Origin of the sequence: Bradyrhizobium sp. 160 (assembly GCF_023073735.1) — a bacterium.
GTDB lineage: Bacteria > Pseudomonadota > Alphaproteobacteria > Rhizobiales > Xanthobacteraceae > Bradyrhizobium.
Genome location: NZ_JADPKD010000063.1, coordinates 180,970 through 207,174, shown reverse-complemented (window position 1 = coordinate 207,174; position 26,205 = coordinate 180,970). Strand labels below are relative to the sequence as shown.

Sequence of the window (26,205 nt, the reverse complement as noted above, 5' to 3'; positions counted from 1 at the left end):
TCCTCCGAGAAGTCGCTGGGCGCGTTATCGCTCTCAGCGTTGGGCCAAAGAATTGTCATGAGTTTTAGCCTGCCGGACTTTCGCCGCAAATGGTCTTGTCGCGGCTATATGTCCGCCGGCGCAGCAATGCTTACCGCTGCGATCGGGCTGTCGCTTGTGCTCGCCGAGGGGGCGGAGGCGCGGAAATCTCCTGCGCCGCTGGATATCTTCGGCCTTGGTACACCACGGCCGCGCGCAGCCGTTCGTCCCGCCAAGATTCCATTGCCGCGACCCCGCCCTGAGGAGGCCCCCAAGGCAGCGGACGAGGGGGCGTCGGACGCGGAAGACAAGGCCTCTGCCGACAAGCCAAGCGCTGACAAGCCCGCCGAAGCTGCGCCGTCGCCCGAGAAGCAGGTCTCGGCCTGCCGGCTAGCGCTGACCGAGGAGATCGCGATCGCGCCCTCCATTCCGGATATCCGCGGCCCCGGCGCCTGCCGCGGCGAGGATCTGGTGCGGTTGGAGGCCATCGTGCTGCCGGACAAGCGCAAGGTGGCGGTCAAACCGGCGGCGATCCTCCGTTGCACCATGGCATCGGCGGTCGCCGATTGGGTGCGCAAGGACATGGCGCCACTGGCCGCGAGCCTCGGCTCTGCCATCAGCGACCTCGACAATTTCGACAGCTTCGAGTGCCGCGGCCGTAACCGCGTCGTCGGCGCGATGCTGTCCGAGCACGGCAAGGCCAATGCGCTCGACGTCCGCGCGATCAAGCTCGCCAACGGGCAGTCGATCGGCCTCACCGACCGGACCATGTCGCGCGAGGTGCGCGAGCGCGTGCTGCAGTCCGTATGCGCGCGCTTTTCTACCGTGCTCGGTCCGGGCTCGGACTGGTACCACGAGGACCACATCCATCTCGATTTGGCGCAGCGGCGCAATGACTATCGGATCTGCCAGTGGAACGTCTGGGATCCCTTGCCGCAGGTCGCCCCGCTGCTGCCGGCGGAACGTCCCGAGGAGGCGCCGCCGCGCGAGGTCGCGGCCAAGCCCGAAGCGAACGAGGACGCGGGCGACGGGGCGGAGAAACCGCCCGCGGACAAACCGACCGCTACTGGCAGCAAAGCCCGGTCGCACAAGCCGGCAACAAAAAAACGCCGGTGAAACCGGCGCTTTTGAATGTCAGAGATCGAAGCCGATCAGTAGCTGCCAGCCTGGCCAGTTTGGCTGCTGCCGAGCGCCAGCCGCGAATTATACGGCGAGTCGCCATGCTTCGGCTCGAGGACCACGACGATGGTGCCGACCTTGACGCGGTTGTAGAGATCGATCGCGTCCTCATTGGTCAGGCGGATGCAGCCCGACGAGATCGAGGCGCCGATATATTCCGGCTGGTTGGTGCCGTGGATGCGGAACAGCGTGTCCTTGCCGCCCGAATAGAGATACATGGCGCGGGAGCCCATCGGATTGTCCGGTCCCGGCGCGACATAGGTCGGCACGCCCAGGCGCGAAATCTCGCCGGGGGTCGGATGCCAGGCCGGCCACTCGGTCATGCTGCCGACCTTGGCGATGCCCGACCAAGCCATGGCTTCTTCACCGACGGTGATGCCGTAGCGGATCGCCTTGCCGCCCTCCAGCACGTAGTAGAGGTAGTGATTGTCGGAATCGACCACGATCGAGCCCGGCGATTCCTTACGGTGATACTCGACGATGGCGCGGCGGAACGGCTCTGCGACCGGAGTGTTCTCGTATTTGACCTTGGCCAGGAGTTCCTTGTCCTTCGGCTTGAAGGCCTTGGTGTCCGTCGCCTCGAAATGCGTAGCCTGCATGCAGCCCGACAGCATCAGGCCAGCGGCCAAAATCCCAAATTTAACTTTCAGCGACGACATGGTTTGGTTCCAATCAAAACAATACCGTGCGGAAGGCCTGAGCTTGGCGCCCAAATTCCTCGATTCCGCTAATCCCATTATGGTTGAAATCTGCCACAATTCCAGCACAGAAGCCCTTATCCCGCGCTGCAAGAGCCAAGCTGTGGCTTTTCTGCCGCAAGTTTTACGGTGCTGTGTGAGTTTTGCGGCAAAGGCGCCCGGGACTGTCGATTCCGTGCCACAGTTGAGCCGCGGCCCCGCCCCACATACCAACGCTCCGTTAATCCGACTGTCATCGTGAACTTGTCAGAATCGCGCTAAGGGCGTGGCTGTCATTCCGTCGCAAGTTCTCTGGAGTTGTCATGTTTTCGGTGTTTATTCCCTCCGAGGCCTCCCTCAAGAAGGCCGTCATCGAGGATCTCACTGCGCTGCCTGAGAGCGCGGTCTGGATCGACCTCGTCAACCCGAGTGCGGCCGAGGACAAGGCGGTGGAGCGGCTGGCGGGAATCGCGATCCCGACCCGCGAAGACATGCAGGAGATCGAGATCTCCAGCCGGCTCTATATCGAGAACGGCGCGCGCTACATGACCGCGACGCTGATGTGCCACTCCGATACCGATATGCCCCGGACCACGGCAGTGACCTTCATCCTCGGCGACCACCGCCTGGTGACGGTGCGGTATGACTTGCCAAAGCCGTTCGCCCTGGTCGAGGCCAAGCTCGCCCGCTCCTGCACGCCGGCGATCACCGGCGAGATGGTGCTGATGGAACTCCTGGACGCGGTGATCGACCGCTGCGCCGACATTCTGGAGCGCTGCGGCGCCGAGATCGACCAGGTCTCGCACGACATCTTCGAGCCCGAGAGCGAGCGCCACGGACAGGCCAAGCGATATTCACAGATCCTGATCTCGATCGGCCGCAAGGGCGATCTGACCTCGAAGGTTCGCGAGAGCCTGGTGTCGATCGGCCGCGTCGTGACCTTCTTGTCCGCAGTGGTCGAAGGCGTGAAATGGTCGAAGGATATGCGCGAGCAGCTCAAGACCATGCAGCGCGACGTGGCCTCGCTGACCGATCACGCATCCTATCTCTCCAACAAGATCACTTTCGTGCTCGACGCCATGCTCGGCGTCGTCAATCTCGAGCAGAACAACATCATCAAGCTGTTCTCGGTCATGGCCGTCGTCCTGATGCCGCCGACGCTGATCGCCTCGATCTACGGCATGAATTTCAAGATCATGCCGGAACTCGAATGGGTCCACGGCTATCCGATGGCGCTGGTGATGATGTTGATCGCGGCGATCGTCCCGTACTGGATCTTCAAGTGGAAGAAGTGGCTGTAGGAGCATGATCCGACCCGGAGGGCCGCGTTAGCGCAAAATGTGCGGCGGTTTTCCCTCGCGACAAACGCGAACGCGTTTGCGCCGAGATCATGCTCAAGCAAAGATCCCTACCGAGACCTTACGCCAGTCGCACAGACATAGTCGATCGTGTCGCAGAATAGAGCGGGATTGAGGCGGTGCGGTGACCTGTGCTCTGTGCCCCAATTCCTCCGGTAAAATTTGAGCGGTGGGCTGAACGTTTGCGCGAAACTTGTCTGCGATAAGCAGCGTGTTAGCCGCGAGGAACAGCCATGGTTGAAAAACACATAACGACGCCCCGCAACGTTATCGATCTGGCGAACTATCGACAGGTCGTGACGAGCGGCAAGGCGCCGTCATTGTCGGCACGCATGTGCCGGCACTGTGGTGCTCCGCTGCTCGACGGCGAGAACGACGACGACTGCTCGACAGCATTCAACGCGGCCGCTCCACGGCCGCGCGAGAGGTCGCGTCGGATTCGACTCGATTGAGGAACGGAAGGAAGGGCGATCCAGGTCTTGCGGCGGCGTTGTCTGGATCGCCTTGCTTGCCTAAGCAGCTAACAGCCCAATCATCGGCAAAAGCAATCACACGTGCTGGCCGCCGTTGATGTGGATCTCGGCGCCGTTGACGTAGGAACTGGTGTCCGTGCACAGCACGTAGATGATCTTGGCAACCTCGTCAGGCGTGCCGAGCCGGTGCATCGGGATCTGCTGCTCGACGATCTTCTCGGTGCCGGGTGACAGGATCGAGGTGTCGATCTCGCCCGGCGCGATCGCGTTGACGCGCACGCCGATGCGGCCGAAGTCGGAAGCCATCTCGCGCGTCAGCGAGGCGAGCGCAGCCTTGGACGTCGCGTAGGCGGCGCCGGCGAAGGGATGGACGCGCGAGCCCGCGATCGAGGTGACGTTGACGACTGATCCTTTTGCCGCCTTCAGCTCTTCGATGAGTCCGCGCGCCATCCTGATCGGCGCGAAAAAGTTGACGTTGAAGACGTGCGTCCAGGTATCGAGGTCGGTGTCGACCGAACCGAGCCGCGCGCCGTCCGGGCCCTTCGGCGAGATCGCGGCGTTGTTCACCAGCGCATGCAGCGTGCCGCCCTCGAGCCGGCGCCGGATCTCGGTGATCGCGCGCGCGGTATCCTGGGGATCGCCGAGGTCGACCTGGATGTGGTCCTCGGGGCCTGCGTCCCACGGGCAGTCTTCCGGGAAAGGATGCCGTGAGCAGGTGATGACGCGCCAGCCGGCCGAGGAGAACCGGATCACGGTGGCGTGGCCGATGCCGCGGCTGGCTCCGGTCAGGAGCAGCGTACGACGCGGCACATTGGATGAATGCGGCATGGACATCTTTCAGGTCGGAAAGCTGGAGACAAGGCTCAAGGATACATCCGCGTCTTGGACCACGGTCGACCGGCCGCGTCACGGCGAAATTCGATGCGGTCGTGTAGGCGGAATGGGCGGTCGTGCCAAAACTCGATCCGCATCGGCGCGATGCGCCAGCCGCTCCAGCCCGGCGGCCGCGGCACCTCGCCGATGACGTATTTGGCCGCGACTTTTGCGATGGCCTGTTCGAACGCGAAGCGGCTCTCCAGCGGCTCGGACTGCTTGCTCGCCCAGGCGCCGATCTGCGCCTGCTTGGGGCGGGTGGCGAAATAGGCATCGGCCTCGGCGTCGGTCACCGGCGTCACGTTGCCGCGGATGCGGACCTGACGGCGCAGTGACTTCCAGTGGAAAAGTAATGCTGCCTTAGGATTTGCGGCGAGTTCGCGGCCCTTCTGGCTTGCGATGTGGCTGTAGAAGACGAAACCCTCGGTATCGAAGCCCTTCATCAGCACCATGCGCACGTCCGGAAGCCCGTCCGCGTCCACGGTCGCGAGCGCCATCGCGTTCGGATCGTTCGGCTCGCTCTTGATCGCCTCGTTCAGCCAGGCCTCGAACAGCGCAAATGGCTCGTCGGCGGTGGTGAAATCACCGGATGTTAAGGGTGTCTGGTGTTTCATCGAGGTCGTGTCGGTCATGTCTGGAGTCCGAATTGCGTCCCGCGGCCCAAAACGCGCTGTTGTCCGCTACCGCCCTATATAGGGCATGGCGACGCGTTGGCCTATCGACGATCCGACCGTCCGGCTTCGTCATGACGCTGATTCTGATCGGGCTTGGTGCCGGCGGCTGCAGCTTTTCGCGCAACGACAGCAGCGCCTATGCCAGGGCCGACGACAGCGACCTGACTGGATCGATCGCGCGGCCGGCGAAGGACGCCCCGCCGACCGAGACTGATCTCGCCTTCGCCCGCAACGCTGCCTCGGACGTCCTCAGCAAGGGCGACAAGGATTCGAGCCAGCACTGGGAGAACCCGGAGACCGGCGCGCGCGGCTCGGTCACCCCGATCGCGCAATCCTATGCCGCCGAAGACGGCCGCAAGTGCCGCGACTTTCTGGCAAGCTATGTCAACGGCAATACCGAAAGCTGGCTCCAGGGCGCCGGCTGCCAAAGCAGCCATGGCCGTTGGGAGATTCATCCGCTAAAGCCGTGGCGGAGCTGAGCATGATCCGGACGCGAAGGGCCACCCTCGCGAATGTGGGAACCGGTCTTCCGCTAAGATCATGCTCGAACCATCTAGAGTCAGCACGCGCCCCTAGTTGCAAAAATGCCACTCTCTCCCCACATGACTGGCAGGTGGGGCAGGGAGCCCTTTGAACAATTCGATTTCTTGAAGGAGACGTGACGGATGCGCGACCCCTATGAGGTCTTGGGGGTGCCGCGGAGCGCCAGCGCTGCCGCCATCAAGAGCGCCTATCGCAAGCTTGCCAAGAGGCATCATCCCGACAACAACAAGGGTGACCCGAAGGCCGCCGAGCGCTTCGCCGAGATCAATTCGGCCAACGAGATTCTGGGCGACGAGGACAAGCGCAAGCAGTTCGACCGCGGCGAGATCGACGCCGAGGGCAAGCCGCGCTTCCAGGGCTTTCCGGGTGGCGGCGGGCCGCGCGGCCGCACAGGGCCCGGCGGTTTCGAGAGCTATACATTCCGGAGCGGCGGTGCGGGTGGCGCCCCTGGCGGCGGTGCGTTCGAGGATATCCTCAACAGCATGTTCGGGGGTGGGATGCGTGGCGCGCGCCCTGGGGCTGGGGCGGCCCAGTTCGACTTCGACACCGGCGGGATCGGACTCGATCTCGACGTGAACGTTGCCATGTCCGTCTCGCTGGAAGAGGCGGTCAAGGGCGGCGAGAAGCGCGTCCGGCTGCCGACGGGCAAGGAGCTTAATGTCAAGATTCCGGCTGGCGTCACCGAAGGCCAGCAGATCCGGCTGCGGGGGCAGGGCGAAAGTGCGCAAGGCCATCCGCCCGGCGATCTCCTGATCACCATCAACATCGCGCCCCACCCCTACTTTAAGGTCGAAGGCGCCGACTTGCGCATCGATCTGCCGGTCACTCTGTACGAGGCGGTGCTCGGCGCCAAGGTCCGCGTGCCTACGCTCGGCAACGCCGTGGAGCTCTCGGTGCCGAAAAACACCTCCAGCGGTCGGACCTTCCGCCTCAAGGGCAAAGGGCTGCCGAAGGCGGGTGGAACCGGGGATCTCTTCGTGACAATCAGGATTATGCTACCGGACGGGAACGACGCTGAGCTTGAAGCATTGATGGAAAAGTGGCGGGACCAACACCGCTACAATCCACGGAGCGGACTCGGCTAACGCACGATCCGGAAAACGGCGCAGCGGTTTTTTGAAAAGGTTATGCGCGAACGACAGGGCGCTATCCGAGCCCGCCTCGACGATCGGAGCATTCTCTTCCCGAAAGGATGATGCTCAACCCACGCCTGAAGCGTAGTCGCGCTTCGACGCAGATGTTTGAGACGTGTCAGCTGTCCGGCGGGGCAGCCGACAAAAAGGTGCGGCCTCGAGAGGGGGACCAGCGCGGTACCAAAAACCCCAATCGAGGCCGCCCGCGTCGATCGGCGGATCGAACGCTGCGCATTTTCGCGTGATCATCCGGTGCGATAATGAGACGCGCCGATGTCGTGATTCCAAATTTTCAATGACGGAATCGAGGCACGCGTTTGCTCGGGTTGTCTACCTCCCGTTCTTCTCGGCTTGGTCGTACACGGCCTGGGCCACCTTGGTCAGCCGGTCACGATCGGTACCGCCGCTGACGACGTAGCCAACTCCACGTTCGGCCCAGAACAGCGCACCGTCCTTATCCGTCTTGGCATAGCGCATCTGTGTCGCGCCGTTCTCGGTCTTGGCGGCGTAGATCGTGTACCGCTCGCCGGAGGCGCCTTCATACATCAGGAACGACGCCGGACCGTTCGGGCCCGGCAAGAGCCGGCCGCCGACGAGCTTCAGCCCGCTCGCCTCCAGGTTCGGAGCGAACACAGTCCAGCCGCAGCGCCGTGTCAGCCAAGCCTGCAGGTGGTCACGCTCGTTGCCGCCGACCTCGACAGGGTGGCGGACCTCGACGACGTAGAGGCGGTGGGCGTCGAGCGCGTCGGCCGTGAAGCTCTGGAAGGTCGAGGGCGCGTTGGCGGCGCCATGCGCCACCCACCCGGCTGTGCCGCCGGCAACGAAGGCAACCAGCACAGCCGCGGCGGCGCCATAGAGCCATTGCCGCGGGCGGCGCTCCAGCCGCTCAAGCTCCAGCCGTGCCGGCACCGGCTCGTGGGCGATGGAATCGTAGCGGGCGTGCAGCATCTCGGCCATGGCGCGCCACGACTGCACACGCTCGGCCTCGCCAGGGTTGGCGGCAAGCCAGGCCTCGACATCGGCGCGACGTTCGGCCGGCAGCTCGCCGTCGACATAGGCGTGCAGCTCGTCTTCGGTCACCGGGATCTTGCGATCGTTCATATCGGTTGTCTCTGGCTCTGGGGCCCAAAATGTTCTTCGTGGCTCAATGTCGCTCGCTCCATCGGCATGTGGGCGGACAACACGCGATGCATCAACTCTGCCATCATTTCACCCGCCTGAGCGCCGGGCGCTCGCCGTTCAGCGAGGCTTTGACGTGGGCGCGGGCGCGCGCCAGGCGCGACATCACGGTGCCGATCGGCACGCCCTGAATGTCGGCGACCTCGCGATAGCTCATGCCCTCCAGCATCACCAGCAGCAGCACCGAACGCTGCTCCTCGACGAGGGTGGCCAGCGCCTTCTCGATATCGCGTCCTTCGGCCTCGGTCCCGCTGGCGTCCGGATTGTTTTCGGTCAGCGGCATCAATTGCGGCCGCCTCGCCAGTGAGCGCCGCCGGTTCTTGTTGAGGTTGGTCAGGATCGTGTAGAGCCAGCTCCTGACGTCGCCTCCGAGGAACAGGCGCTCGGAGCGCAGCGCGCGCACCAACGTATCCTGCACCAGATCGTCGGCCGCATCCCCATCGCGCGTGAGCGCGCGGGCATAGCGGCGCAACGCCGGGATCATGGCTTCCACACTCTGGCGAAACGCATTCATTGCGGTTTTCACGTCCCAGTGTCCGGCGCGAGCGCCTCAACGATCATAACACCCGAATGAAACGGCTATTCCGGCGCTCGAAACAGCGTTAACGCCGTGCATTAGGACTGTACCGCGAAGGAGGGCTGGTGTACCTCCAGACCTTAACCCGCTCGATGGGACGTTGAGAAATGGCGCAGAATTCAGGTCTGATGCAGGGCAAACGGGGCGTGATCCTCGGTGTTGCCAACAACCGCTCGATCGCCTGGGGCATCGCCAAGGCATGCCGCGCGGCCGGTGCCGAGCTCGCCTTCACCTATCAGGGCGATGCGCTGAAGAAGCGCGTCGAGCCGCTCGCCGCGGAGGTCGGCGGTCTCGTGCTCGGCCATTGCGACGTCACCGACGCTGCCACCATCGACGCCGCCTTCGCGGTGCTGAAGGAGAAATGGGGCAAGATCGACTTCCTGGTGCACGCGATCGCCTATGGCGAGCAGCTCGACGGTCGCTACGTCGACACCACGCAGGAGAATTTTTCGAAGTCGATGCTGATCTCCTGCTACTCGTTCACCGCGGTGGCGCAGCGCGCCGAGAAGCTGATGACGGACGGCGGCTCGCTCATCACGCTCAGCTATTACGGTGCCGAGAAATGGATGCCGCATTACAACGTCATGGGCGTGGCCAAGGCCGCGCTGGAAGCCAGCGTGCGCTATCTCGCCGCCGATCTCGGCGAGAAAAACATCCGCGTCAACGCGATCTCGGCAGGTCCCATCAAGACGCTCGCCGCGTCCGGCATCGGCGATTTCCGCTATATCCTGAAGTGGAACGAGTACAACGCGCCGATGCGGCGCAACGTTTCGACCGAAGACGTCGGTGGCAGCGCGCTGTATTTCCTCTCCGACTTGTCGCGCGGCGTGACCGGCGAGGTTCACCACGTCGATTCCGGCTATCACGTGCTCGGCATGAAGCGCCCGGACGCGCCTGATATCTCGCTGGGTGGCAAGGACTAACTTTCAGCGGCAATGCCCGTGCCTACGATCTACTTTCTGCGCCACGGCGAGACCGAGTGGAACGCGCTCGGGCGGCTTCAGGGCACCCAGGACATCCCGCTGAACGCACGTGGCCGCAGCCAGGCCGCGCACGCGGCTGACGTTCTGGCCGATCTGTTCAGGCGCGACGGCAAGGACAAGGCGGCGCTGCCCTACGTCTCGAGCCCGCTCGGGCGTGCGCGCCAGACCATGGAACTGGTCCGCCGCAAGCTTGAATTGCCGCTTGCCGATTACTCGCTCGACGACCGCCTGCGGGAGATCGGCTACGGCACGTGGGAGGGGCTGACATTGGCCGAAAGCGAGGCCTCCGATCCTGATGTCTATGCAAGGCGCCTCGCCGACAAATGGACGGTCGCGCCCGCTGGCGGCGAGACCTATGCGGCCGTACAGCTGCGCGTCCTCGATTGGTACGAGTCGCTTCTGGTCGATACCGTCGCGGTCGCCCATGGCGGCACCTGCCGGGCCCTGATGGTGGCTTTGGGCATCGAGACCCCCGCCAGCGCCGCCGACCTCTATATCCAGCAGGGCGCCGTCTACGTGTTCCGCGACGGCCGGCTGGAGAAGTTTTATTAGGCGAGATTTCGTCATCCCGGGGCGCCCGAAGGGCGAACCGGGAATCTCGAGATTCCGGGTTCGATGCTCTGCATCGCCCCGGAGTGACGGAACTAGGCTTGAATGCCGTGGCCCTCGGGGCTACGACGTTGACATACAACGTTTATGTAAAAAGTAAGCACAGGCGACAGCCAAGCATGTCCTTCAACACCTTCGGCCACATGTTCCGTGTCACCACCTTCGGCGAGAGCCACGGAGTGGCGATCGGCTGCGTGGTCGACGGCTGTCCTCCCATGATCCCGCTCAGCGAGAGCGACATCCAGGGCGACCTCGACCGCCGCCGGCCGGGCCAGTCGCGCTTCACCACCCAGCGCCAGGAGCCGGACCAGGTGAAGATCCTGTCCGGCGTGATGGCGCATCCGGAGACCGGCGTGCAGGTAACGACGGGCACCCCGATCGGGCTCCTGATCGAGAACACCGACCAGCGCTCGAAGGACTATTCCGAGATCAAGGACAAGTTTCGGCCTGGTCATGCCGACTTCACCTATGAGGCGAAGTACGGCCTGCGCGACTATCGCGGCGGCGGGCGCTCCTCGGCGCGCGAGACCGCGACGCGCGTTGCCGCCGGTGCGATCGCGCGAAAAGTGCTGCCCGACGTCAAGGTGCGCGGCGCGCTGGTGCAGATGGGCCCGCACAAGATCGACCGCACCAAATGGGACTGGGACGAGATCGGGAAAAATCCGTTCTTCTGTCCCGACAAGGACAAGGCCGCCTTCTTCGAGACCTATCTCGACGGCATCCGCAAGAGCGGCTCCTCGATCGGCGCGGTGATCGAGGTTGTCGCCGAAGGCGTGCCGGCAGGCCTTGGCGCGCCGATCTATGCCAAGCTCGACTCCGATCTGGCCGCCGCGATGATGACCATCAACGCCGTGAAGGGCGTCGAGATCGGCGCCGGCTTTGGCGCGGCCGAATTGACCGGCGAGGAGAACGCCGACGAGATGCGCACCGGCAACGACGGCACGCGCTTTCTCTCCAACCATGCCGGCGGCGTTCTGGGCGGCATCTCCACCGGACAGCCGGTGGTGGTGCGCTTCGCAGTGAAGCCGACCTCGTCGATCCTGCAGCCGCGCCTCACCGTCGACCGCAAGGGCACTGATACCGAGATCTTCACCAAGGGCCGCCACGACCCCTGCGTCGGCATCCGTGCCGTCCCCGTCGGTGAGGCCATGATGGCCTGCGTGCTGGCCGACCACTTTTTGCGCGATCGCGGCCAAGTCGGACGCTAGTTTTTCACCTCTCCCCGACCGGTAGAGCTGAACGCCGCCGCCGGCGTTCGTGTCGCACCACAAGCTCTCCGCGCAGCTTGACGGGCCCGCAACTTCGTCCGCAAATGCGGACATGAACAGCTCCGAGCTCCAGCGCATTACCAACTGGCTGATCGACGGCGCTTGGACGTCGCAAGAGCCGGCCGAGATGATCGCCGATTTCTGCGAACGTCTGGTCGCGGCCGGCCTGCCGCTGTGGCGGTTCGGTATCTTCATCCGCACGCTGCATCCGGAAATCTTCGGTCGCAACTTCATATGGCGGCAGGGCGAGGAGGTCGAAATCGGCAGCGTCGATTTCGATATTCTGGACACGCCCGAATTCGCCCGCAGCCCGCTCCGCATCGTGTTCGAGCAGAGGCTGGAGGTCAGGGGACGCGCGAGCGATCCTGACAGCAAGCGATTTCCGTTCCTCGACGACATGCGTGCCGAAGGCGCGACCGACTATATCGCGGTGCCGGTGCCGTTTCTCGACGGATCCATCCACGCGACGAGCTGGATCACGCAGCATCCCGGCGGCTTCAGCGACGACGACATCGCGGCGATCCGAACCATCATAGCGCCGCTGGCGCGCGTCAGCGAGATCATCAGCCTGCGGCGCACCGCCGAGATGCTGCTCGACACCTATGTCGGCAACCGCGCCGGCGCGCGCATTCTCGGGGGCCAGATTCGCCGTGGCCACACCGACACCATGCAGGCGGTGATCTGGCTGTCGGACCTGCGCGGCTTCACCGCGCTGTCGGACCGGCTGCCGGCGGAGACGGTGGTCGCGATCCTCAACCATTATTTCGATTGCCAGGTCACCGCGATCCGGGGCCATGGCGGCGAGGTGCTGAAATTCATGGGCGACGGCCTGCTCGCGGTGTTTCCGATCGACGAATATGTCGGCGATGCTGCCCATGTCTGCGCGCGCGTGCTGGAGGCCGCGCGCGAAGCGCGCGCCAGCGTGGAGTCGCTCGCGTTTCCGGTCGGCGATGCCGTCGAGCGCTTCCGTTTCGGGGTCGCGCTGCACGTCGGCAACATCCTCTACGGCAATATCGGCGGCGGCAACCGGCTGGACTTCACCTGCATTGGCCCCGCCGTCAATCTCGCGGCCCGGCTGGAGAAGATCACGGGGCGGCTGGGCCGGACCGTCGTCGCCTCGGAGGGTTTTGCCAATGTCTGCCACCACCACTGGCACGAGCTCGGCGAGTTTCCGATCGCGGGCTTTTCCAAGGCGCAGCGCGTGTACGGGCTGGCGGAAGAGACGCCGGTGGTGATGGCCTAAAGCATGATCCGGAAAGGTGCGCAGCGGTTTTCCGAAGAGATCATGTTCAACAACAATCTAAAGCGCGATGACGATTCGTTCTATTCGCATCGCGCTCTAGGGCTGGCGCTGCCGGCGGCTCTAGCTGTCGCGAACATAAGACTGTTTCAGACCGAGAGTCAGCACCCTCAAGGTGATCCACAGCCGCAGCATGGCGAAGCTGAAGATGAAGACGAAATAGATCAGGTTCTTGGTGAACTGCGTCGAGGACGAGGTCTGCCAGAAGTTCCAGATCGCGGTACGCACCGCCTCCTGTCCATAGGCGAGAGCCACGTTGATGACGCCGAGGGCGATGACGGCGGCGCCGAGCCACAGCCCGCGTCGTGCGAATTCGCCGATCGCCGCAAACAGGGCGACCCTGCCGTCGTCGCGCTCGGCACGCACGATCATGAGCAGCACGATCGCGGCGATCCATGCGCTCCAGAAACGTCCGGGATGGGTGAACTGATCGAACGCCATGCCGTCGAGGCCGGCCATGAGATGATACGTAGCTCCGTAACCGGCCGCTGCGGCGCTGAGCGCAGCTGCGATCATCACGAGCATGATCCGCCACAGGATCGAGAAGGAAAGCTTGAACTGCTCGCCCATTGTCAGCGCACCCAGCGAGGATTGGCCACCCGCCGCCTCGATCGATTGTTGCGCCGTCGCAAAGAAGGCCAGCAGCACCGAAATGTCGGAAACGATGATTGCGGGCAACGCCACGGCGCCGCCGCCGAACGCGATCACACGCATCGCGGCCGCCAGGATCAGCCAGGGCAGGGCATGCAGCAGCCTGAACGGACCGAACGAGGTTTCGGGGCGGGCCGGCTTGAGCTCGAGTTGTTTGCGCAGTGTGACTGTCATCGCATGGTGGTGACACAGGAGATTAAACCTGCGGTAGCACGGATCGCTAAAATTGACCCGAAGCGGGCAGGCGGCGCCTATTCCTCCGGCTCCGTCGTGAACAGCAGCGGATAACCCTTGGCGCGTCCGGCATCGGTGGCGCGCGTCGCCTTGGTCTCGGCGACGTCCTTGGTGAACACGGCGACGACGCAGGCGCCCAGCTTGTGCGCGGTGATCATCACCTTGTAGGCCTGATCCTCGGTCATGCGGAATTCGGCCTTGAGCACCATCGTGACGAATTCGCGCGGCGTGTAGTCATCGTTGATCAGGATGACCTTGTGCAGCTTCGGCCGCTCGACCTTGGTCTTCGTCCTGGTTTTCGGTGTGGTAACGGTATCGTTCATTCCGCCTCCCGGACACGGCGGGCTCGGGTTCCTGCTGGAGGGATCAGCTCGCGACCTTCGCACCATATTGCAGGACCTGCACCTTCTCCAAGGTGATCAGCCCGCTCGACATCATGCCATCGAGGATGGGCAGGAATGCGTTGATGTTGTCCTCGCTGTCGACGATCTCGATCAGCAGCGGCAGGTCTTCCGAAAGTCGCAGGATCTTCGACGTGTGCAGCCGGCTCGACCTGCCGAAGCCCATCGGACCGCGCAGCACGGTGGCGCCGGCGAGGTGCCGCTCGCGCGCCGTCATCACGATCGCTTCATAGAGCGGCTTGCCGTCGAAATGGTCGCTCTCGCCGATGAAGATCCGGAGCGAAACTGCCTGAGCGGGGATTTGCATGGTCAGCTCCTTGTCAAGCCGTTATAGCGGCTCGCCATCATATGGCCGATCCAGACCGACACCAGCCAGCAGATCACGGACGCGGCAATGTAGGCGAGCGCGGTGTATTTCATGCCGCCGTGGAGCAGGCGGAAGGTCTCCAGGCTGAAGGTGGAGAACGTGGTGTAGCCGCCGCAGAACCCGGTCATGACGAACTGTCGGTGCTCGGGCCGCGCCAGCACGCGGCCGTCGGGGCCGGTCAGCGTCGCGTAGAAGCCGATGATCAACGATCCCGTCGCGTTGATGAACAGCGTGGCGAAGGGAAAGCCCGGCCCGGTGTCGAGCGCGAGACCGACCAGATAACGCGTCAGCCCGCCGACGATGCTGCCGCCGGCAACCCAGGTGTAAAGTATCGCGCTACGCCAGCGATCGGCGGAGGAGGGGACGCTCATGTGCTGCTATCCTCCAAGACTGTCCGCAAGGAGAAAGCCGCAACTAACGGCGGCGAGGCACAGCCCGACCGAGAACACGACGTTGCCGAGTGCGTGCATTGGCTCGCCGCTCCGCGCCAGCGTCAGGGTTTGCAGGCTGAACGAGGACACCGTGGTGTAGCAGCCGAGAAAGCCGGTCACCGCGAACAGCCAAGGGTTGGGCGTGGCGAAAACCGAGCCGGGATGGGCCGCGAGCGCGCCAACAATGCCGATCAGGAAGGCGCCGGTGACGTTGATCGTCATGGTGCCCCACGGAAACGTCTCGCCCAGCCGCCGCGCGATCGCGCCGGACACGAAATAGCGCGCGCAGCCGCCGAGCACGCTCCCGATCATGATCGCAAGCACTCCACTCAGCACGACGAAAAGCTCCCCCTCATCATTTTTGCTCCGCTGCCAGACCGTTGCCGACGGCAAGCAGTCCTACGAGCGAGATCAGCGCAAAGCCGAGCCCTGCCAGAAACGTGCCTGCCGGACCGTAGGCATCCCACAACGCGCCGGCGATCACGCTCGCGGCTAACAAGGCGAGGCCCGTGAACAGGTTGAAATAGCCGAACGCGGTGCCGCGCAGGCTCGGCGGCGCGGCGTCGGCGACGAGGGCCGAGAGCAGGCCTTGCGTCAATCCCATATGCAGCCCCCACAGCACGACGCCGAGCGCGAGGCCTGCAAGGCTCGGGAGCAATGCCAGCGCGAGGTCGGCCCCGGCAAGGAAGATGAGGCCGAGCGCGAGCAGGCCGGTTCGGTTGATCCGGTCCGACAGCACGCCGGCCGGATAGGCCGACAGTGCATAAGCGACGTTCATCAGCACCAGCACCGCCGGCACCCACATCGCATTGAGCCCGATGTTCTGCGCGCGCAGGATCAGGAAGGCCTCGCTGAAGCGCGCGAGCGTGAAGACGACGCCGACCGCGACGACGCGCCAGTAGACCGATCCGAGCTGCCGCATCGCGGCAAGATTGAGCGGGTTCTTCGCAGGCTCCCGGCTCGGATCCGCCGGCTCGTGCACGGCAAGTGCGATCAGTCCGAAGGACAGGAAGGCCGGCAGCACCGCAACCCAGAACACGATCGTAAAATTGTCCGCCGTCCACCACATTAGGCCGATGGCCGCGAGCGGCCCGACGAAGGCACCGATCGTGTCGAGCGATTGTCGCAGGCCAAAGCTCGCGCCGCGCAGGCCGATGGGAGCGATGTCGGCGATCAGGGCATCGCGCGGCGCGCCGCGAATGCCCTTGCCGACGCGATCGATGAAGCGCGCCGCCACCAGCCACCCGACGCTCGACGCGAGCGGAAACAGCGGTTTGGTGAAAGCGGCTAGCCCATAGCCGAGCGCGGCGAGCAGCTTGCGCCGACCAAGCCAGTCCGACAGGGCGCCGGAGAAGATTTTCGTGATCGAGGCGGTCGCCTCGGCAATGCCCTCGATGAAACCGACCGTGAGCGTGGAGGCGCCGAGCACGGTGACGAGATAGACCGGCAGCAGCGCATGGATCATCTCGGAGGAGATGTCCATCAGCATCGAGACGAAGCCGAGCACCCAGATTCCCCTGGGCAGTGAGGCGCGCGCGGCATTCGGTGTCGTCGTCGTCACGTCTTCGCCTTCTCCTGCCCTGGCTTGCTGGCCTTCGTCACCAGGCAACAAAAAACCCGCCATCGGCGGGTTGGTCCATGCTCCCACCAAAGGCGAAGGCCTAACGATTGCCCCACCTCAAGCAGGAGTCATCAGCCCACTACGATCATCGACCGCCGGGCGGTTGTCGGGGGACTCCATCCCCATCTGTGGGTCCAGCCTAGCATGGAAATTGCGCCGGACAAGTGGGCGGGGAAGTGTGCCTACACACCACATCATTACATCCGGGCTTGGCTCTGCGAAGCGCCCCGGAGTGCCGGTGCGTATATGACCGCTCGTGTTCCGGCGGCGCGAGCGCGGCAACAGCGCGGCAGCTTTGCGCAAATTGGGCCGATCCTAACTCGAATGTGAAGCGCAAGCGATCTTCGCACTTTGCGGCAAGGCGATTGCATGTCACCATCGCGTCATACGACGGGAGACTGGTGCGATGCGCTTGCTGTTCTCGATCGGGGCTGTACTGGTGGCCGGCGTGCTTGCCGGAGGGGAAGTCGCGGGCATCGCGGCGCCAGGACCAAAATTCGAGCTGCCCGAGAATCAGGCGCAGCGGCCGGTTGCCGACAAGGATGCGCAGACGGTCGACGTCGAACTGATCCTCGCCGTCGACGTGTCCTACTCCATGGACATGGACGAGCTCGCGATCCAGCGCGAAGGCTACGCGCAGGCGATCCAGTCGAAGGAATTCCTCCAGGCGCTGAAGCTCGGTCCGAACGGCCGCATCGCCGTGACCTATTTCGAGTGGGCCGCTTCCAGCGACCAGAAGATCATCATCCCCTGGCGGCTGATCGACGGCCCCGAGACCGCGGATGCGGTCGCCGCCGAGATCATGAAGACGCCGATCCGGCGCGCCTCGCGCACCTCGATCTCCGGCGCGATCACGTTCGCGATGCCGCTGTTCGACGAGGATCCCTACCGGGGCTTGCGTCGCGTGATCGACGTTTCCGGCGACGGCCCCAACAACAATGGCGGCCCGGTCACGGTGGCGCGCGATGCCGCGCTCGAGAAGGGCATCGTCATCAACGGTCTGCCAATCATGGTCAAGGAGCCATCCTATTCGACCATGGATATCGACAATCTCGACTTCTACTACGAGGACTGCGTCATCGGCGGTCCCGGCTCTTTCGTCATCACGATCAAGGACCGCGACAAGTTCAAGGAAGCGATCCGCACCAAGCTGCTGATGGAGGTCGCCGGCCGCACGCCGGAGCGCCCCGTGATGCGGGTTGCGGACAAGGAGCCGCGCGTCAATTGCATGATCGGCGAGAAGATCTGGTCGGACCGCTGGGGCCGCTAATGGCGCACGGCGATTGGGACCTTTCGCCTCATCCCGCCCGACGGTTGAATTTAACCGCTCGTTAACCGGCACATGGCCCTAATTCGACTGCTTCAGTTCGTTTCCGATTGCTGTTTTGACCCTGCTGTCGGGCGCGATCGAGAGCGGGGGTTCGTCGAACCCGTCCACCGAGCAGACCAATGGCCATCGTCGCCTCGAGCACCAGCCAGATTTCGCCCGCCAATGAGCGGGTCTTTCACCAGAGCAAATTGCTCGGTGAATGGAAGGGCAATTGGGTCGGCAACAACCAGCCTGTCAGCTTCAAGGTCGTGAACATCCGCGGTGCCCGGGCGCAGGTCGAGTACACTCATAACGGGCATACCGAGCGGGGCTTTGCCGAGGTCAATGGCTCGCTGATCACCTTCGGCGGGGTCACGGTCGGCACCAAGGACGGTAAGAGCATGGTGCTGTTGTTCTCGGCGGGCGGCGCTGGCAAGCAGAGCGCCAATCTCGAGAAGCAGGAACCGCCGGCTTCCGACAGCCGCCTCATGGGAAGCTGGGGCGGCTATTCCAGCGATAACGGCAAGAGCGCGAGCTTCAAGGTGCTCTCGGTCAACGGCAAGGAAGCCCAGGTCAGCGTCACCACCGACGGCGTCACCCGCCAGGGCACCGGCACCGTCTACAAGAACGTCATCATGTTCGGGCAGGCGCAGATCGCAACCGACGACGGACAGAATGGCAAGGTCATCTATCAGGTCGGCACAAAATCTTTCATGGTGCCGGTGACGAAATATCCGCCGGCGGACTCCTCGTCTTCGATCGACAAGACGGCCTGAAAGCTGCCTTTCGCCATTTCGGCGGCCGCTCCACGAACGCCCTCAAGCCCTCCTGCGCGTGCGGCCGCGAGCTCGGCATAGCCCGATGTCGTAGTCGGAGGAGGGATGCACGCTGCCCCGCGCGCGTGAGCCGCCGAGCACCACGGCCTGAACGCCCGGTACCTCCGCAAGAATGGGGGTCAGGCGGGTGAGCAAGGGATCGAGGAACATCAGGTGCAACTCTCCGGAAGGCCCGCGCCGTGACGTCGGCCGGATCGCTCCGCTGGCATTGGTAAGGTCCGGCGAGTATAATTTGCAAAACTCTTGACGGTCATCTGAATGTTCAACGTCGCAGATTCATGTGCTCTTGCAACTCTCGCAGTGCTCTGCCTGACCGGCGCACCTGTTCATGCGCAGGTTGCGCCGCTGAGATATTGGATACCCGGCGGGCCTTTCGGCCTTGGTAACGGTGCGGACCAGAACTCCGATACTTACGGCAGCTTCTCGAGCTTCAATGCCGGCGATGCGGCTTGGCGCACCAGCTATGCGAATGGTTTCTTCGTCGGCAGCGAGCGCGGCAATTTTGGTTTGAGCGGCTTCAACCAGGCTGGTTCGGCCGCCAATTTCAGCGCGCTGTCCTATGACAGCACGCAGTTCGGCTACACCACCAAGGCGGCAGGTGGTTTGCCTGTCACGTTCTTCGCCGGTTTCGATACGTTGAAGTACGGCAATGGCATCGGCAGCTCGCTGGCGCCGCTGACCTCCACCGCCACGCCCGGTTATGGTGCGTTCGCGGGTGTCGAGTTCAAGCCGACCCCCAACCTCAGCCTGTCGTTCGGCGCCGGTTTCAGCCAGCAGCAATCGGGACGCATGGACAGCGACATCAACTCCTCGATGCTCCCCGGCGAGTCGCCGGTTTTGGGCGGCCTGCGGCGCTAGAGCATGATCCGGAAAGTGCGAAGCCGTTTTCCGAAAAGATCATGCTCAAAACAAAACCTAAAGCGCGGCGGTTCATCCTGCTCTCATTGCGCTTTAGCGCGTAAGCCGCGCCACCAGCTCCACATGCGGCGTGTGCCGGAACTGGTCGACCGGCACCACCGCCTCCAGCCGATAGCCGCCGTCGATCAGCAGTCGCGCATCGCGGGCAAAGGTCGCGACGTTGCAGGACACGGCGATCACGACAGGCACCTTGCTAGCGGCGAGCTTCAGCGCCTGGGCCTGCGCGCCCTGGCGCGGCGGGTCGAACACCACCGCGTCGAAGTCGCGCAGCTCCGGCGGGACCAGGGGACGGCGGAACAGGTCGCGTGGCTCGGCTTTGATTGGCTTCAGGCCGGGCGTGCGCGCCGCTTTCGCGAGCGCGGCGATCGCGCCGGCGTCGCTGTCATAGGCAGTGACGCGGGCCTTCTCGGCGAGCCTCAACGCAAACGGGCCGACGCCGCAGAAGAGGTCGAGAACTTCCTTGGCCTTGCCGACGCGCTCGGCGACGAGCGCCGCCAGCGTCTCTTCGCCCGCGACCGTCGCCTGCAGGAACGAGCCCGGCGGCAGCGTCACCTCCGCGCGGCCCATCTTCACCGTCGGCGGCAGGCGTTGCAGCACCAGCTCGCCATGCCGCGTCAGTCGTGCCAAGCGGTGCTGATCGGCGACGCGCGACAGCGCCGTGACCAGCGGCGTCGGCAGCGGGCCGGAGCCGCGCACGTCGATATCGAGGCCGTTGGCCGTGGCGGTGACCTGGATGTCGAGCGGTTTCGTCACCGGCATCTTGGACGTCAGCGGCTCGGCGAGCGCCCAGGCGGCATCGAGCGCGCCGGCGAGCGCGGGATCAAGGATGGGGCAGCGATGGATCGGAATGACGTCGTGCGAGCTCGCCGCGGAGAAGCCGACCTTGAGGATGTCATGCGTGCCGAACCGGCCGTGCAGCGTGATGCGTCTGCGCCCCGCGCCGTGCGCATCGACCAGCGGCGCCACTTCGCAATCCACGCCGGCCTGCGCCAGCGTCTCGACCACGATGCCGCGCTTCCAGGCGCGATAGGGCTCGGCCGCCCAATGCTGGATGGCGCAGCCGCCGCAGACGCCGAAATGCGGGCAGAACGGCTCGATGCGCTCGGGGCTTGCGACGTCCACCGCGAGCAGCTTGCGGCGATCGGGATGATGGCCTGCGGCGTGATCGACCTCGACGGTCTCGCCTCGAAGCGTATAGGGCACATAGATCGCTTCGCCCGTCGCCAGCGAGACGCCGTCGCCGCGATGGCCGACGTGATCGATCGTCAGGCGCTCAACCACGCCGCGCGCCCAGGAAGAATTCGATGTTGCCGTCACCCCCCGTGATCGATGACGGAAACACATCGATGTCGGTGCAGCCGAGCGAGGCCGCGAACGCTGCGATGTCGTCACAGATCTCCCGGTGCACGACGGTGTCGCGGATGATGCCTTTCTTGTTGTGCTTCCGGTCGGCCTCGAATTGCGGCTTGATCAGCGCCAGCAGGCTCATGGGCGCCGCTGCCAGCGACAGCGCCACCGGCAGCACCGCCTTGAGCGAAATGAAGCTGACGTCGATGACGACGATATCGGGCCGCGCCGGCAGGCGCTTGCCTTCGTAGGACCGGATGTCGGTCTCCTCCATCGACACGATCTTGGGATGATCGCGCAGCGAGGGATGCAACTGGCTGGTGCCGACGTCGATGGCGAACACCAGGCTGGCCCCGTTCGCCAGCAGCACCTCGGTGAAGCCGCCGGTGGAGGCGCCGACGTCGAGGCAGACATGATCCTCGATTTCAATCGGGTAATGCTCGAGCGCGCCAGCGAGCTTGACGCCGCCGCGGGAAACATAGGGGTGGGCCGGCTCGGCCTGGATCACCGCGTCCTCGGCGATCGTCTCCGATGGCTTGGTCACCTGCTTGTCATCGGCCGTGACCAGCCCGGCCTCGATCGCCGCGCGCGCCCGCGCCCGGCTTTCGAACAGGCCGCGCTCGACCAGCAATACGTCCGCGCGCTTGCGGGGAGTGGACATTACGCTCTCATGGGCACGACTGAGCTGCTTATGTAGCGATCAATCGCGCAGCCGCCATCCGGACGCAAGCCTCGAACGCGGCGAGATCGTGCCAGACATCGATTGGCATCTCGGCCGGCGTCACCAGCGGGCAGCCATGCCGCTCCAGCGCATGGATCATCATGAGGTTGTCGACCAGGCCGAAATCCTCGACCGTCAGTCCCTGCGCATCGACCAGCCGTCCATCCTCGGAGGCGACCTCCATAAAACGGCCGACGCGGTCGGCATAGGCGGCGCCATCATTGGAATAGGCGAGGCAGAATTTACGCCGCCCGGCCATGTAGCCGAGTTCGTAGACGGTACCGGGATCGGCGCCTGCGCCGCGGAACGGGGTGAGATTGGCGATGATGGCATCGGCCTCGTTCATCATCGCCTCGTTGCCACAAAAGATCTGCCGCGAAGCGTCGGGCGCAGTGAGGTCGATCGCGTTGTCGAGCGGATAGAGGCCGGTGAGACCGTGAGCCGTGCAGATATCGATCTTGCGGCGGCCGATCTCGATCGCGTCCGGCAGGAACACGTCGGGGCCTGCAAGATAGATTTTCATGGGATCAAAGCCCGAAAATCATGGATCGAGACCCGAGCCGCGGGGCGTGCTCTGCTCCCTCCCCCGCTTGCGGGGAAGGACTGGGGAGAGGGTGTCTCCTCGATCGAGAACCCCCGAGAGGAAAGAGCCCTCACGCGACGCTTCGCGTCGACCGCTCCCGCAAACGGGAGAGGTGAACATCAAGCCAGCTTGACCGTCTCGGCCTTGACGTCCTTGCCGAGCGCTTCGAACACCTTGGCGACGATGCCCTTGGCGTCGAGACCGGCGCGGGCGTACATCGCGGCGGGCGTGTCGTGATCCAGGAACACGTCGGGCAGCACCATCGAGCGGAACTTGACCATGCCGGTGTCCAGCACGCCCTGATCGGTCAGGAACTGGGCGACATGCGAGCCAAAGCCGCCGATCGAGCCTTCTTCGATCGTGATCAGGATCTCATGGTCGCGGGCGAGCTTGAGCACCAGCTCGGTGTCGAGCGGCTTCATGAAGCGCGCATCCGCAATCGAGGTCGACAGGCCGTGGGCTGCGAGCTCGTCGGCCGCCTTCTCGCATTCGGCGAGGCGCGTGCCGAACGAGAGCAGGGCGATCTTGCTGCCCTGGCGGATCATGCGGCCCTTGCCGATTTCGAGCGGAATGCCGACTTCGGGCATCTCGATGCCGCGGCCTTCGCCGCGCGGATAGCGCAACGAGCTCGGACGGTCATCGATCGCGACCTGCGTCGCCACCATATGCACGAGCTCGGCCTCGTCCGCCGCCGCCATGATCACCATGTTTGGCAGGCAGCCGAGATAGGCGTTGTCGAACGAGCCGGCATGGGTCGCGCCGTCGGCGCCGACCAGGCCTGCGCGGTCGATGGCGAAGCGGACGGGCAGGCTCTGAATTGCGACGTCATGCACGATCTGGTCGTAGCCGCGCTGGAGGAAGGTCGAGTAGATCGCGCAGAACGGCTTGTAGCCTTCGGTCGCAAGACCGGCGGCGAACGTCACCGCATGCTGCTCGGCGATGCCGACGTCGAAGGTGCGGTCGGGGAACGCCTTGTTGAAGATGTCGACGCCGGTGCCCGACGGCATGGCCGCGGTGATGGCTACGATCTTGTCGTCCTTCTGCGCTTCCTTGACGAGGCTCTGGCCGAACACGTTCTGGTAGGCCGGCGCGTTCGGCTTGGCTTTGGCCTGCGTGCCGGTCGCGACGTCGAACTTGACGACGGCATGGTACTTGTCGGCGGACGCTTCCGCCGGGCCATAGCCCTTGCCCTTCTGCGTCACCACGTGGACCAGGATCGGTCCCTCCTCCATGTCGCGCACGTTCTTCAGCACGGGCAGAAGGTGATCGAGATTGTGACCGTCGATCGGGCCGACGTAATAGAAGCCGAGCTCCTCGAACAGCGTGCCGCCATCCATCATGAAGCCGCGGGAGTACTCCTCGACACGGTTGGCGCGGTTGGCGATGATCTTGGGCAGGCGCTTGTTGATCTGCTTGGCCGCATCGCGCAGCGTGCGATAGGTCTTGCCGGAGTAGAGGCGCGACAGATAGGCGCTCATGGCGCCGACCGGCGGCGCGATCGACATGTCGTTGTCGTTGAGGATGACGATCAGGCGCGAGTTCATCGCACCGGCATTGTTCATGGCCTCGTAGGCCATGCCCGCCGACATCGCGCCATCACCGATCACGGCGATCACGTTGTTCTTGCCGCCGGAGAGATCGCGTGCCACGGCCATGCCGAGGCCGGCCGAGATCGAGGTCGAGGAATGCGCCGCGCCGAACGGATCGTAATCGCTCTCGCTGCGCTTGGTGAAGCCGGACAGGCCGCCGCCGGTGCGCAGCGTGCGGATGCGGTCGCGCCGGCCGGTGAGGATCTTGTGCGGATAGGCCTGATGGCCGACGTCCCAGATCAGCCGGTCGCGCGGCGTGTCGAAGACGTAATGGATCGCGGTCGTGAGTTCGACGACGCCGAGACCCGCGCCGAAGTGACCCCCGGTCACCGAGACGGCATCGATGGTCTCCTGCCGCAGCTCGTCGGCGACCTGGCGAACCTGCTCGATCTTCAGCTTGCGCAGGTCTTCCGGCGTCCGGATGGTGTCGAGAAGCGGCGTTTTACTGTATGCGTTCACGGCGATTTCCAATTTGTCAGCGCCGGAAGGTCATTCCGGTGCGCGATGGGTTTGCTCAATATCGGCGCAGCGCGAGTCCTCAAACCGTCGGAGCCACCTGCATGGGGCAAGGCCCCGTCTTCAGCTTAGGTAAGCTTAAGTGCGCTCCGGTTCAGTCTCTGTGATCCCTGTCACTTAGATCGGCTTCGCCCGTCTCAGCCCATTTCTTTAGCAGTTTGAAGCCCTTGTCGTCGGTAATCGATGCCCACGCAAGGCTTACAAAAAGCCACACTCCGCGCAGCTTTACACCAAACCTTTGGCCAAAGCCAACCCGCTGGGCCGATTGGGGGTATGCAGGTGCAACCGGCGGGCCGGAGTGGTTAACTGCGGCCCGTGACGCAGGGTTCCGGGCCTGCCGGGTCCTTCGCGGGCTTTTTTGGCCAGAATCGGGTCTTTTTGGTCTCTCAGGGTAGGAATCTGGTACCGGCCGCACCGGTTGGAACCGTCACGTTCGTGGAACGGCGAGGGTGCGATCACGAAAGGTGCAGCTACGCTCCAACCTGCCCTGTTACAGGGCCGACCGGGTCAGAAACCGTGGGGAAGCCTTTGGCTTATTGGACGTCGAGCGGCGCGGTGCCGGTGGCCTGGCCGCTGGCATCGGTGGTGATCTTGTCGACGCGCGCCTCGGCCTGCCGCAGTAGATCCTCGCAGCGGCGCTTCAGGGCCTCGCCGCGCTCATAGATCGTCACGGATTCCTCGAGCGGCACCTTGCCGTCTTCGAGCCGCTTCACGATCGTTTCGAGTTCCTCGATCGCGCGCTCGAAGGTGAGCCTGGAGACGTCGATTTGGGTATTTTCGGCCATATCCGTTTCCGATTGCCCGGTTCGCTTCACATGAGAAAAAGCAGACTTTTGCGGGATTAATGTGGCGGGTGCGTCATGCGCCCATCAGGGCACCGACATGCGCCGTAACAGATTCTTTCAGTCCTTGCAGGTCATAGCCGCCCTCGAGCACCGAAACAATGCGGCCTCCTGCGGTCTTGTCGGCGAGGTCCATCAGCTTGCGCGTCACCCAGGAATAGTCCTCGGCGCGCAGGTTCAGCGAGGCGAGCGGGTCGCGGTAATGCGCGTCGAAACCTGCTGAGATGATGAGCAGCTCGGGGCTGAATTTTTCGAGCTGCGGCAGGATCAAATGCTCGAACGCGGAACGGAATTCCGGCCCGCCGTCCTCCGACGCGAGCGGCGCATTGACGATGGTGTCGTGGTCGCCGCGCTCGCTCTTGGCTCCGGTACCCGGGAACAGTGGCATCTGGTGCGTCGAGCAGTACATCACGGTCGGGTCCGACCAGAAGATGTCCTGCGTGCCGTTGCCGTGATGCACGTCGAAATCGACGATCGCCGCGCGCTTGATGCCGTATTTGCGCTGCGCATGGCGCGCCGCGATAGCGACATTGTCGAAGAAGCAGAAGCCCATCGGCTTGCCGATCTCGGCGTGATGTCCGGGCGGGCGCACCGCGACGAAGGCGTTGCGATGCTGGCCCGTCATCACGGCTTCGGTTGCCGCGACCGCGCCGCCGACGCCGCGCATCACCGCTTCCCACGTGCCCGGCGACATCGAGGTGTCGCCGTCGATGTAGACTTGGCCGCTGGTCGGCGCGATGTGGCGCAACTCGGTGACGTAATGCTCGTTGTGGCACAGCGTGACCAGATCGAGATCGCCCTCCGGGGCCTGGTCGCGCACCAGAAACTGGAAACGCTCGTGCGACAGCGCTTCCTCCACCGCGCGCAGGCGATCCGGCCTTTCAGGATGTCCCGGCGGCGTGACGTGGTCGAGGCAGGCCTTGTGGGAGAGGAGAAGCGTGCTCATCAGGTCGGCCTCATGGGATGCGGGCTCTTGGCGTCGCTTGGCGCATCCG

The 26,205-nt window shown here is 64.3% G+C and carries 30 protein-coding genes and 1 riboswitch; of the genes, 12 read left to right on the top strand and 18 right to left on the bottom strand.

Annotated elements, in window-relative coordinates:
- The first annotated feature begins 57 nt into the window (after positions 1-57).
- Positions 58-1,134: an extensin family protein gene (locus tag IVA98_RS26615; RefSeq protein WP_247303233.1), complete on the top strand. Its 1,077-nt coding sequence runs from the start codon at positions 58-60 to the stop codon at positions 1,132-1,134.
- 35 nt (positions 1,135-1,169) lie between these two features.
- On the opposite strand, the gene IVA98_RS26610 is transcribed toward IVA98_RS26615, so the two are convergent.
- Positions 1,170-1,856, bottom strand: coding sequence for a L,D-transpeptidase (locus tag IVA98_RS26610; RefSeq protein ID WP_247303231.1), 687 nt, complete (start codon positions 1,854-1,856; stop codon positions 1,170-1,172).
- Positions 1,857-2,197: 341 nt separating this feature from the next.
- Here IVA98_RS26610 and IVA98_RS26605 point away from each other — a divergent pair, with 341 nt between their 5' ends.
- Positions 2,198-3,175, top strand: coding sequence for a magnesium transporter CorA family protein (locus IVA98_RS26605; RefSeq protein ID WP_247303229.1), 978 nt, complete (start codon positions 2,198-2,200; stop codon positions 3,173-3,175).
- A 290-nt stretch (positions 3,176-3,465) separates the two neighbouring features.
- Entirely contained in the window at positions 3,466-3,684 is a 219-nt protein-coding gene (locus IVA98_RS26600; RefSeq protein ID WP_247279174.1) for a hypothetical protein, read from the top strand.
- 96 nt (positions 3,685-3,780) lie between these two features.
- Here the strand turns inward: IVA98_RS26600 and IVA98_RS26595 are convergent, their stop codons facing one another.
- Positions 3,781-4,533: an SDR family NAD(P)-dependent oxidoreductase gene (locus IVA98_RS26595; protein ID WP_247303227.1), complete on the bottom strand. Its 753-nt coding sequence runs from the start codon at positions 4,531-4,533 to the stop codon at positions 3,781-3,783.
- Between the two features lie 35 nt (positions 4,534-4,568).
- Positions 4,569-5,210, bottom strand: a complete 642-nt coding sequence (gene pdxH / locus IVA98_RS26590) for a pyridoxamine 5'-phosphate oxidase (RefSeq protein ID WP_247333039.1) — start codon at positions 5,208-5,210, stop codon at positions 4,569-4,571.
- A gap of 113 nt (positions 5,211-5,323) precedes the next feature.
- On the opposite strand from pdxH, the gene IVA98_RS26585 reads away from it, so the two are divergent.
- A complete protein-coding gene (locus tag IVA98_RS26585) occupies positions 5,324-5,731 on the top strand; it encodes an RT0821/Lpp0805 family surface protein (protein WP_247355773.1) in 408 nt (135 codons plus the stop codon).
- A gap of 186 nt (positions 5,732-5,917) precedes the next feature.
- Positions 5,918-6,880, top strand: a complete 963-nt coding sequence (locus tag IVA98_RS26580; RefSeq protein WP_247355772.1) for a DnaJ C-terminal domain-containing protein — start codon at positions 5,918-5,920, stop codon at positions 6,878-6,880.
- Between the two features lie 378 nt (positions 6,881-7,258).
- Here IVA98_RS26580 and IVA98_RS26575 read toward each other — a convergent pair whose 3' ends face one another.
- Positions 7,259-8,029, bottom strand: a complete 771-nt coding sequence (locus IVA98_RS26575) for an anti-sigma factor family protein (protein WP_247303221.1) — start codon at positions 8,027-8,029, stop codon at positions 7,259-7,261.
- 103 nt (positions 8,030-8,132) lie between these two features.
- Positions 8,133-8,621, bottom strand: a complete 489-nt coding sequence (locus tag IVA98_RS26570) for an RNA polymerase sigma factor (protein ID WP_247303220.1) — start codon at positions 8,619-8,621, stop codon at positions 8,133-8,135.
- Between the two features lie 170 nt (positions 8,622-8,791).
- Here IVA98_RS26570 and fabI point away from each other — a divergent pair, with 170 nt between their 5' ends.
- The 4 genes from fabI (at position 8,792) to IVA98_RS26550 (ending at position 12,787) form a co-directional block, all read left to right on the top strand.
- Complete coding sequence (gene fabI, locus IVA98_RS26565; protein WP_247303219.1) at positions 8,792-9,607, top strand: enoyl-ACP reductase FabI; 816 nt, start codon at positions 8,792-8,794, stop codon at positions 9,605-9,607.
- A 12-nt stretch (positions 9,608-9,619) separates the two neighbouring features.
- A complete protein-coding gene (locus IVA98_RS26560; protein ID WP_247303218.1) occupies positions 9,620-10,219 on the top strand; it encodes a histidine phosphatase family protein in 600 nt (199 codons plus the stop codon).
- 176 nt (positions 10,220-10,395) lie between these two features.
- On the top strand, positions 10,396-11,484 hold the full coding sequence (aroC, locus tag IVA98_RS26555) for a chorismate synthase (protein ID WP_247303217.1): 1,089 nt from the start codon (positions 10,396-10,398) through the stop codon (positions 11,482-11,484).
- 112 nt (positions 11,485-11,596) lie between these two features.
- Positions 11,597-12,787, top strand: a complete 1,191-nt coding sequence (locus IVA98_RS26550) for an adenylate/guanylate cyclase domain-containing protein (protein ID WP_247303216.1) — start codon at positions 11,597-11,599, stop codon at positions 12,785-12,787.
- Between the two features lie 120 nt (positions 12,788-12,907).
- On the opposite strand, the gene IVA98_RS26545 is transcribed toward IVA98_RS26550, so the two are convergent.
- From IVA98_RS26545 to IVA98_RS26520, 6 genes are all read right to left on the bottom strand, one after another.
- Positions 12,908-13,669 carry a hypothetical protein gene (locus IVA98_RS26545; RefSeq protein WP_247303215.1) on the bottom strand — a complete coding sequence of 254 codons (762 nt, stop codon included), beginning with the start codon at positions 13,667-13,669 and terminating at the stop codon, positions 12,908-12,910.
- 77 nt (positions 13,670-13,746) lie between these two features.
- Positions 13,747-14,052, bottom strand: a complete 306-nt coding sequence (clpS, locus tag IVA98_RS26540) for an ATP-dependent Clp protease adapter ClpS (protein ID WP_057753578.1) — start codon at positions 14,050-14,052, stop codon at positions 13,747-13,749.
- 43 nt (positions 14,053-14,095) lie between these two features.
- Entirely contained in the window at positions 14,096-14,437 is a 342-nt protein-coding gene (locus IVA98_RS26535; protein ID WP_247303213.1) for a putative PII-like signaling protein, read from the bottom strand.
- A 2-nt stretch (positions 14,438-14,439) separates the two neighbouring features.
- On the bottom strand, positions 14,440-14,868 hold the full coding sequence (crcB, locus tag IVA98_RS26530; protein WP_247333044.1) for a fluoride efflux transporter CrcB: 429 nt from the start codon (positions 14,866-14,868) through the stop codon (positions 14,440-14,442).
- Between the two features lie 6 nt (positions 14,869-14,874).
- Positions 14,875-15,264: a fluoride efflux transporter CrcB gene (crcB, locus tag IVA98_RS26525; RefSeq protein ID WP_247303210.1), complete on the bottom strand. Its 390-nt coding sequence runs from the start codon at positions 15,262-15,264 to the stop codon at positions 14,875-14,877.
- 19 nt (positions 15,265-15,283) lie between these two features.
- Positions 15,284-16,489 carry an MFS transporter gene (locus IVA98_RS26520; RefSeq protein ID WP_247303207.1) on the bottom strand — a complete coding sequence of 402 codons (1,206 nt, stop codon included), beginning with the start codon at positions 16,487-16,489 and terminating at the stop codon, positions 15,284-15,286.
- A 115-nt stretch (positions 16,490-16,604) separates the two neighbouring features.
- Positions 16,605-16,682, bottom strand: a riboswitch (Fluoride riboswitch).
- A gap of 273 nt (positions 16,683-16,955) precedes the next feature.
- On the opposite strand from IVA98_RS26520, the gene IVA98_RS26515 reads away from it, so the two are divergent.
- On the top strand, positions 16,956-17,819 hold the full coding sequence (locus IVA98_RS26515) for a DUF1194 domain-containing protein (protein WP_247303206.1): 864 nt from the start codon (positions 16,956-16,958) through the stop codon (positions 17,817-17,819).
- Between the two features lie 179 nt (positions 17,820-17,998).
- Positions 17,999-18,634 carry a hypothetical protein gene (locus tag IVA98_RS26510; RefSeq protein ID WP_247303204.1) on the top strand — a complete coding sequence of 212 codons (636 nt, stop codon included), beginning with the start codon at positions 17,999-18,001 and terminating at the stop codon, positions 18,632-18,634.
- Between the two features lie 42 nt (positions 18,635-18,676).
- On the opposite strand, the gene IVA98_RS26505 is transcribed toward IVA98_RS26510, so the two are convergent.
- The gene (locus IVA98_RS26505; RefSeq protein ID WP_247303202.1) at positions 18,677-18,844 is read right to left on the bottom strand and encodes a nucleotidyltransferase domain-containing protein; all 168 of its coding nucleotides are present in this window, start codon (positions 18,842-18,844) and stop codon (positions 18,677-18,679) included.
- Positions 18,845-18,952: 108 nt separating this feature from the next.
- Between IVA98_RS26505 and IVA98_RS26500 the strand changes: the two genes are divergently transcribed.
- Complete coding sequence (locus IVA98_RS26500) at positions 18,953-19,552, top strand: hypothetical protein (protein WP_247303200.1); 600 nt, start codon at positions 18,953-18,955, stop codon at positions 19,550-19,552.
- A gap of 93 nt (positions 19,553-19,645) precedes the next feature.
- On the opposite strand, the gene IVA98_RS26495 is transcribed toward IVA98_RS26500, so the two are convergent.
- The 6 genes from IVA98_RS26495 to IVA98_RS26470 all read right to left on the bottom strand — a co-directional run bounded on the left by IVA98_RS26495 (position 19,646) and on the right by IVA98_RS26470 (position 26,156).
- Positions 19,646-20,893 (bottom strand): class I SAM-dependent RNA methyltransferase, encoded by a 1,248-nt coding sequence (locus IVA98_RS26495; protein ID WP_247303198.1) that lies wholly within the window; start codon positions 20,891-20,893, stop codon positions 19,646-19,648.
- Positions 20,886-21,620 carry a TlyA family RNA methyltransferase gene (locus IVA98_RS26490; RefSeq protein WP_247303196.1) on the bottom strand — a complete coding sequence of 245 codons (735 nt, stop codon included), beginning with the start codon at positions 21,618-21,620 and terminating at the stop codon, positions 20,886-20,888. The genes IVA98_RS26495 and IVA98_RS26490 overlap by 8 nt, the downstream gene beginning before the upstream one ends.
- 28 nt (positions 21,621-21,648) lie before the next feature.
- Entirely contained in the window at positions 21,649-22,203 is a 555-nt protein-coding gene (locus tag IVA98_RS26485; protein WP_247303195.1) for a nucleoside 2-deoxyribosyltransferase, read from the bottom strand.
- Between the two features lie 179 nt (positions 22,204-22,382).
- Positions 22,383-24,311 (bottom strand): 1-deoxy-D-xylulose-5-phosphate synthase, encoded by a 1,929-nt coding sequence (gene dxs / locus IVA98_RS26480; protein ID WP_247279195.1) that lies wholly within the window; start codon positions 24,309-24,311, stop codon positions 22,383-22,385.
- Between the two features lie 590 nt (positions 24,312-24,901).
- Positions 24,902-25,153, bottom strand: a complete 252-nt coding sequence (locus IVA98_RS26475; RefSeq protein WP_008551229.1) for an exodeoxyribonuclease VII small subunit — start codon at positions 25,151-25,153, stop codon at positions 24,902-24,904.
- Between the two features lie 73 nt (positions 25,154-25,226).
- A complete protein-coding gene (locus IVA98_RS26470) occupies positions 25,227-26,156 on the bottom strand; it encodes a histone deacetylase family protein (protein WP_247303194.1) in 930 nt (309 codons plus the stop codon).
- Positions 26,157-26,205 lie beyond the last annotated feature (49 nt).

Coding starts and splice junctions, on each gene's coding strand:
- IVA98_RS26570 (WP_247303220.1), bottom strand. CDS start 8,621: ATGAATGCGTTTCGCCAGAGTGTGGAAGCCATGATCCCGGCGTTGCGC.
- IVA98_RS26605 (WP_247303229.1), top strand. CDS start 2,198: ATGTTTTCGGTGTTTATTCCCTCCGAGGCCTCCCTCAAGAAGGCCGTC.
- IVA98_RS26490 (WP_247303196.1), bottom strand. CDS start 21,620: ATGTCCACTCCCCGCAAGCGCGCGGACGTATTGCTGGTCGAGCGCGGC.
- pdxH (WP_247333039.1), bottom strand. CDS start 5,210: ATGACCGACACGACCTCGATGAAACACCAGACACCCTTAACATCCGGT.
- IVA98_RS26545 (WP_247303215.1), bottom strand. CDS start 13,669: ATGACAGTCACACTGCGCAAACAACTCGAGCTCAAGCCGGCCCGCCCC.
- IVA98_RS26505 (WP_247303202.1), bottom strand. CDS start 18,844: ATGTTCCTCGATCCCTTGCTCACCCGCCTGACCCCCATTCTTGCGGAG.
- IVA98_RS26580 (WP_247355772.1), top strand. CDS start 5,918: ATGCGCGACCCCTATGAGGTCTTGGGGGTGCCGCGGAGCGCCAGCGCT.
- IVA98_RS26485 (WP_247303195.1), bottom strand. CDS start 22,203: ATGAAAATCTATCTTGCAGGCCCCGACGTGTTCCTGCCGGACGCGATC.
- fabI (WP_247303219.1), top strand. CDS start 8,792: ATGGCGCAGAATTCAGGTCTGATGCAGGGCAAACGGGGCGTGATCCTC.
- IVA98_RS26585 (WP_247355773.1), top strand. CDS start 5,324: ATGACGCTGATTCTGATCGGGCTTGGTGCCGGCGGCTGCAGCTTTTCG.
- IVA98_RS26475 (WP_008551229.1), bottom strand. CDS start 25,153: ATGGCCGAAAATACCCAAATCGACGTCTCCAGGCTCACCTTCGAGCGC.
- IVA98_RS26515 (WP_247303206.1), top strand. CDS start 16,956: ATGCGCTTGCTGTTCTCGATCGGGGCTGTACTGGTGGCCGGCGTGCTT.
- IVA98_RS26610 (WP_247303231.1), bottom strand. CDS start 1,856: ATGTCGTCGCTGAAAGTTAAATTTGGGATTTTGGCCGCTGGCCTGATG.
- IVA98_RS26500 (WP_247303200.1), top strand. CDS start 18,953: ATGTTCAACGTCGCAGATTCATGTGCTCTTGCAACTCTCGCAGTGCTC.
- IVA98_RS26535 (WP_247303213.1), bottom strand. CDS start 14,437: ATGCAAATCCCCGCTCAGGCAGTTTCGCTCCGGATCTTCATCGGCGAG.
- clpS (WP_057753578.1), bottom strand. CDS start 14,052: ATGAACGATACCGTTACCACACCGAAAACCAGGACGAAGACCAAGGTC.
- IVA98_RS26550 (WP_247303216.1), top strand. CDS start 11,597: ATGAACAGCTCCGAGCTCCAGCGCATTACCAACTGGCTGATCGACGGC.
- crcB (WP_247333044.1), bottom strand. CDS start 14,868: ATGAGCGTCCCCTCCTCCGCCGATCGCTGGCGTAGCGCGATACTTTAC.
- IVA98_RS26575 (WP_247303221.1), bottom strand. CDS start 8,029: ATGAACGATCGCAAGATCCCGGTGACCGAAGACGAGCTGCACGCCTAT.
- aroC (WP_247303217.1), top strand. CDS start 10,396: ATGTCCTTCAACACCTTCGGCCACATGTTCCGTGTCACCACCTTCGGC.
- IVA98_RS26560 (WP_247303218.1), top strand. CDS start 9,620: ATGCCCGTGCCTACGATCTACTTTCTGCGCCACGGCGAGACCGAGTGG.
- IVA98_RS26615 (WP_247303233.1), top strand. CDS start 58: ATGAGTTTTAGCCTGCCGGACTTTCGCCGCAAATGGTCTTGTCGCGGC.
- IVA98_RS26595 (WP_247303227.1), bottom strand. CDS start 4,533: ATGCCGCATTCATCCAATGTGCCGCGTCGTACGCTGCTCCTGACCGGA.
- IVA98_RS26470 (WP_247303194.1), bottom strand. CDS start 26,156: ATGAGCACGCTTCTCCTCTCCCACAAGGCCTGCCTCGACCACGTCACG.
- IVA98_RS26510 (WP_247303204.1), top strand. CDS start 17,999: ATGGCCATCGTCGCCTCGAGCACCAGCCAGATTTCGCCCGCCAATGAG.
- IVA98_RS26600 (WP_247279174.1), top strand. CDS start 3,466: ATGGTTGAAAAACACATAACGACGCCCCGCAACGTTATCGATCTGGCG.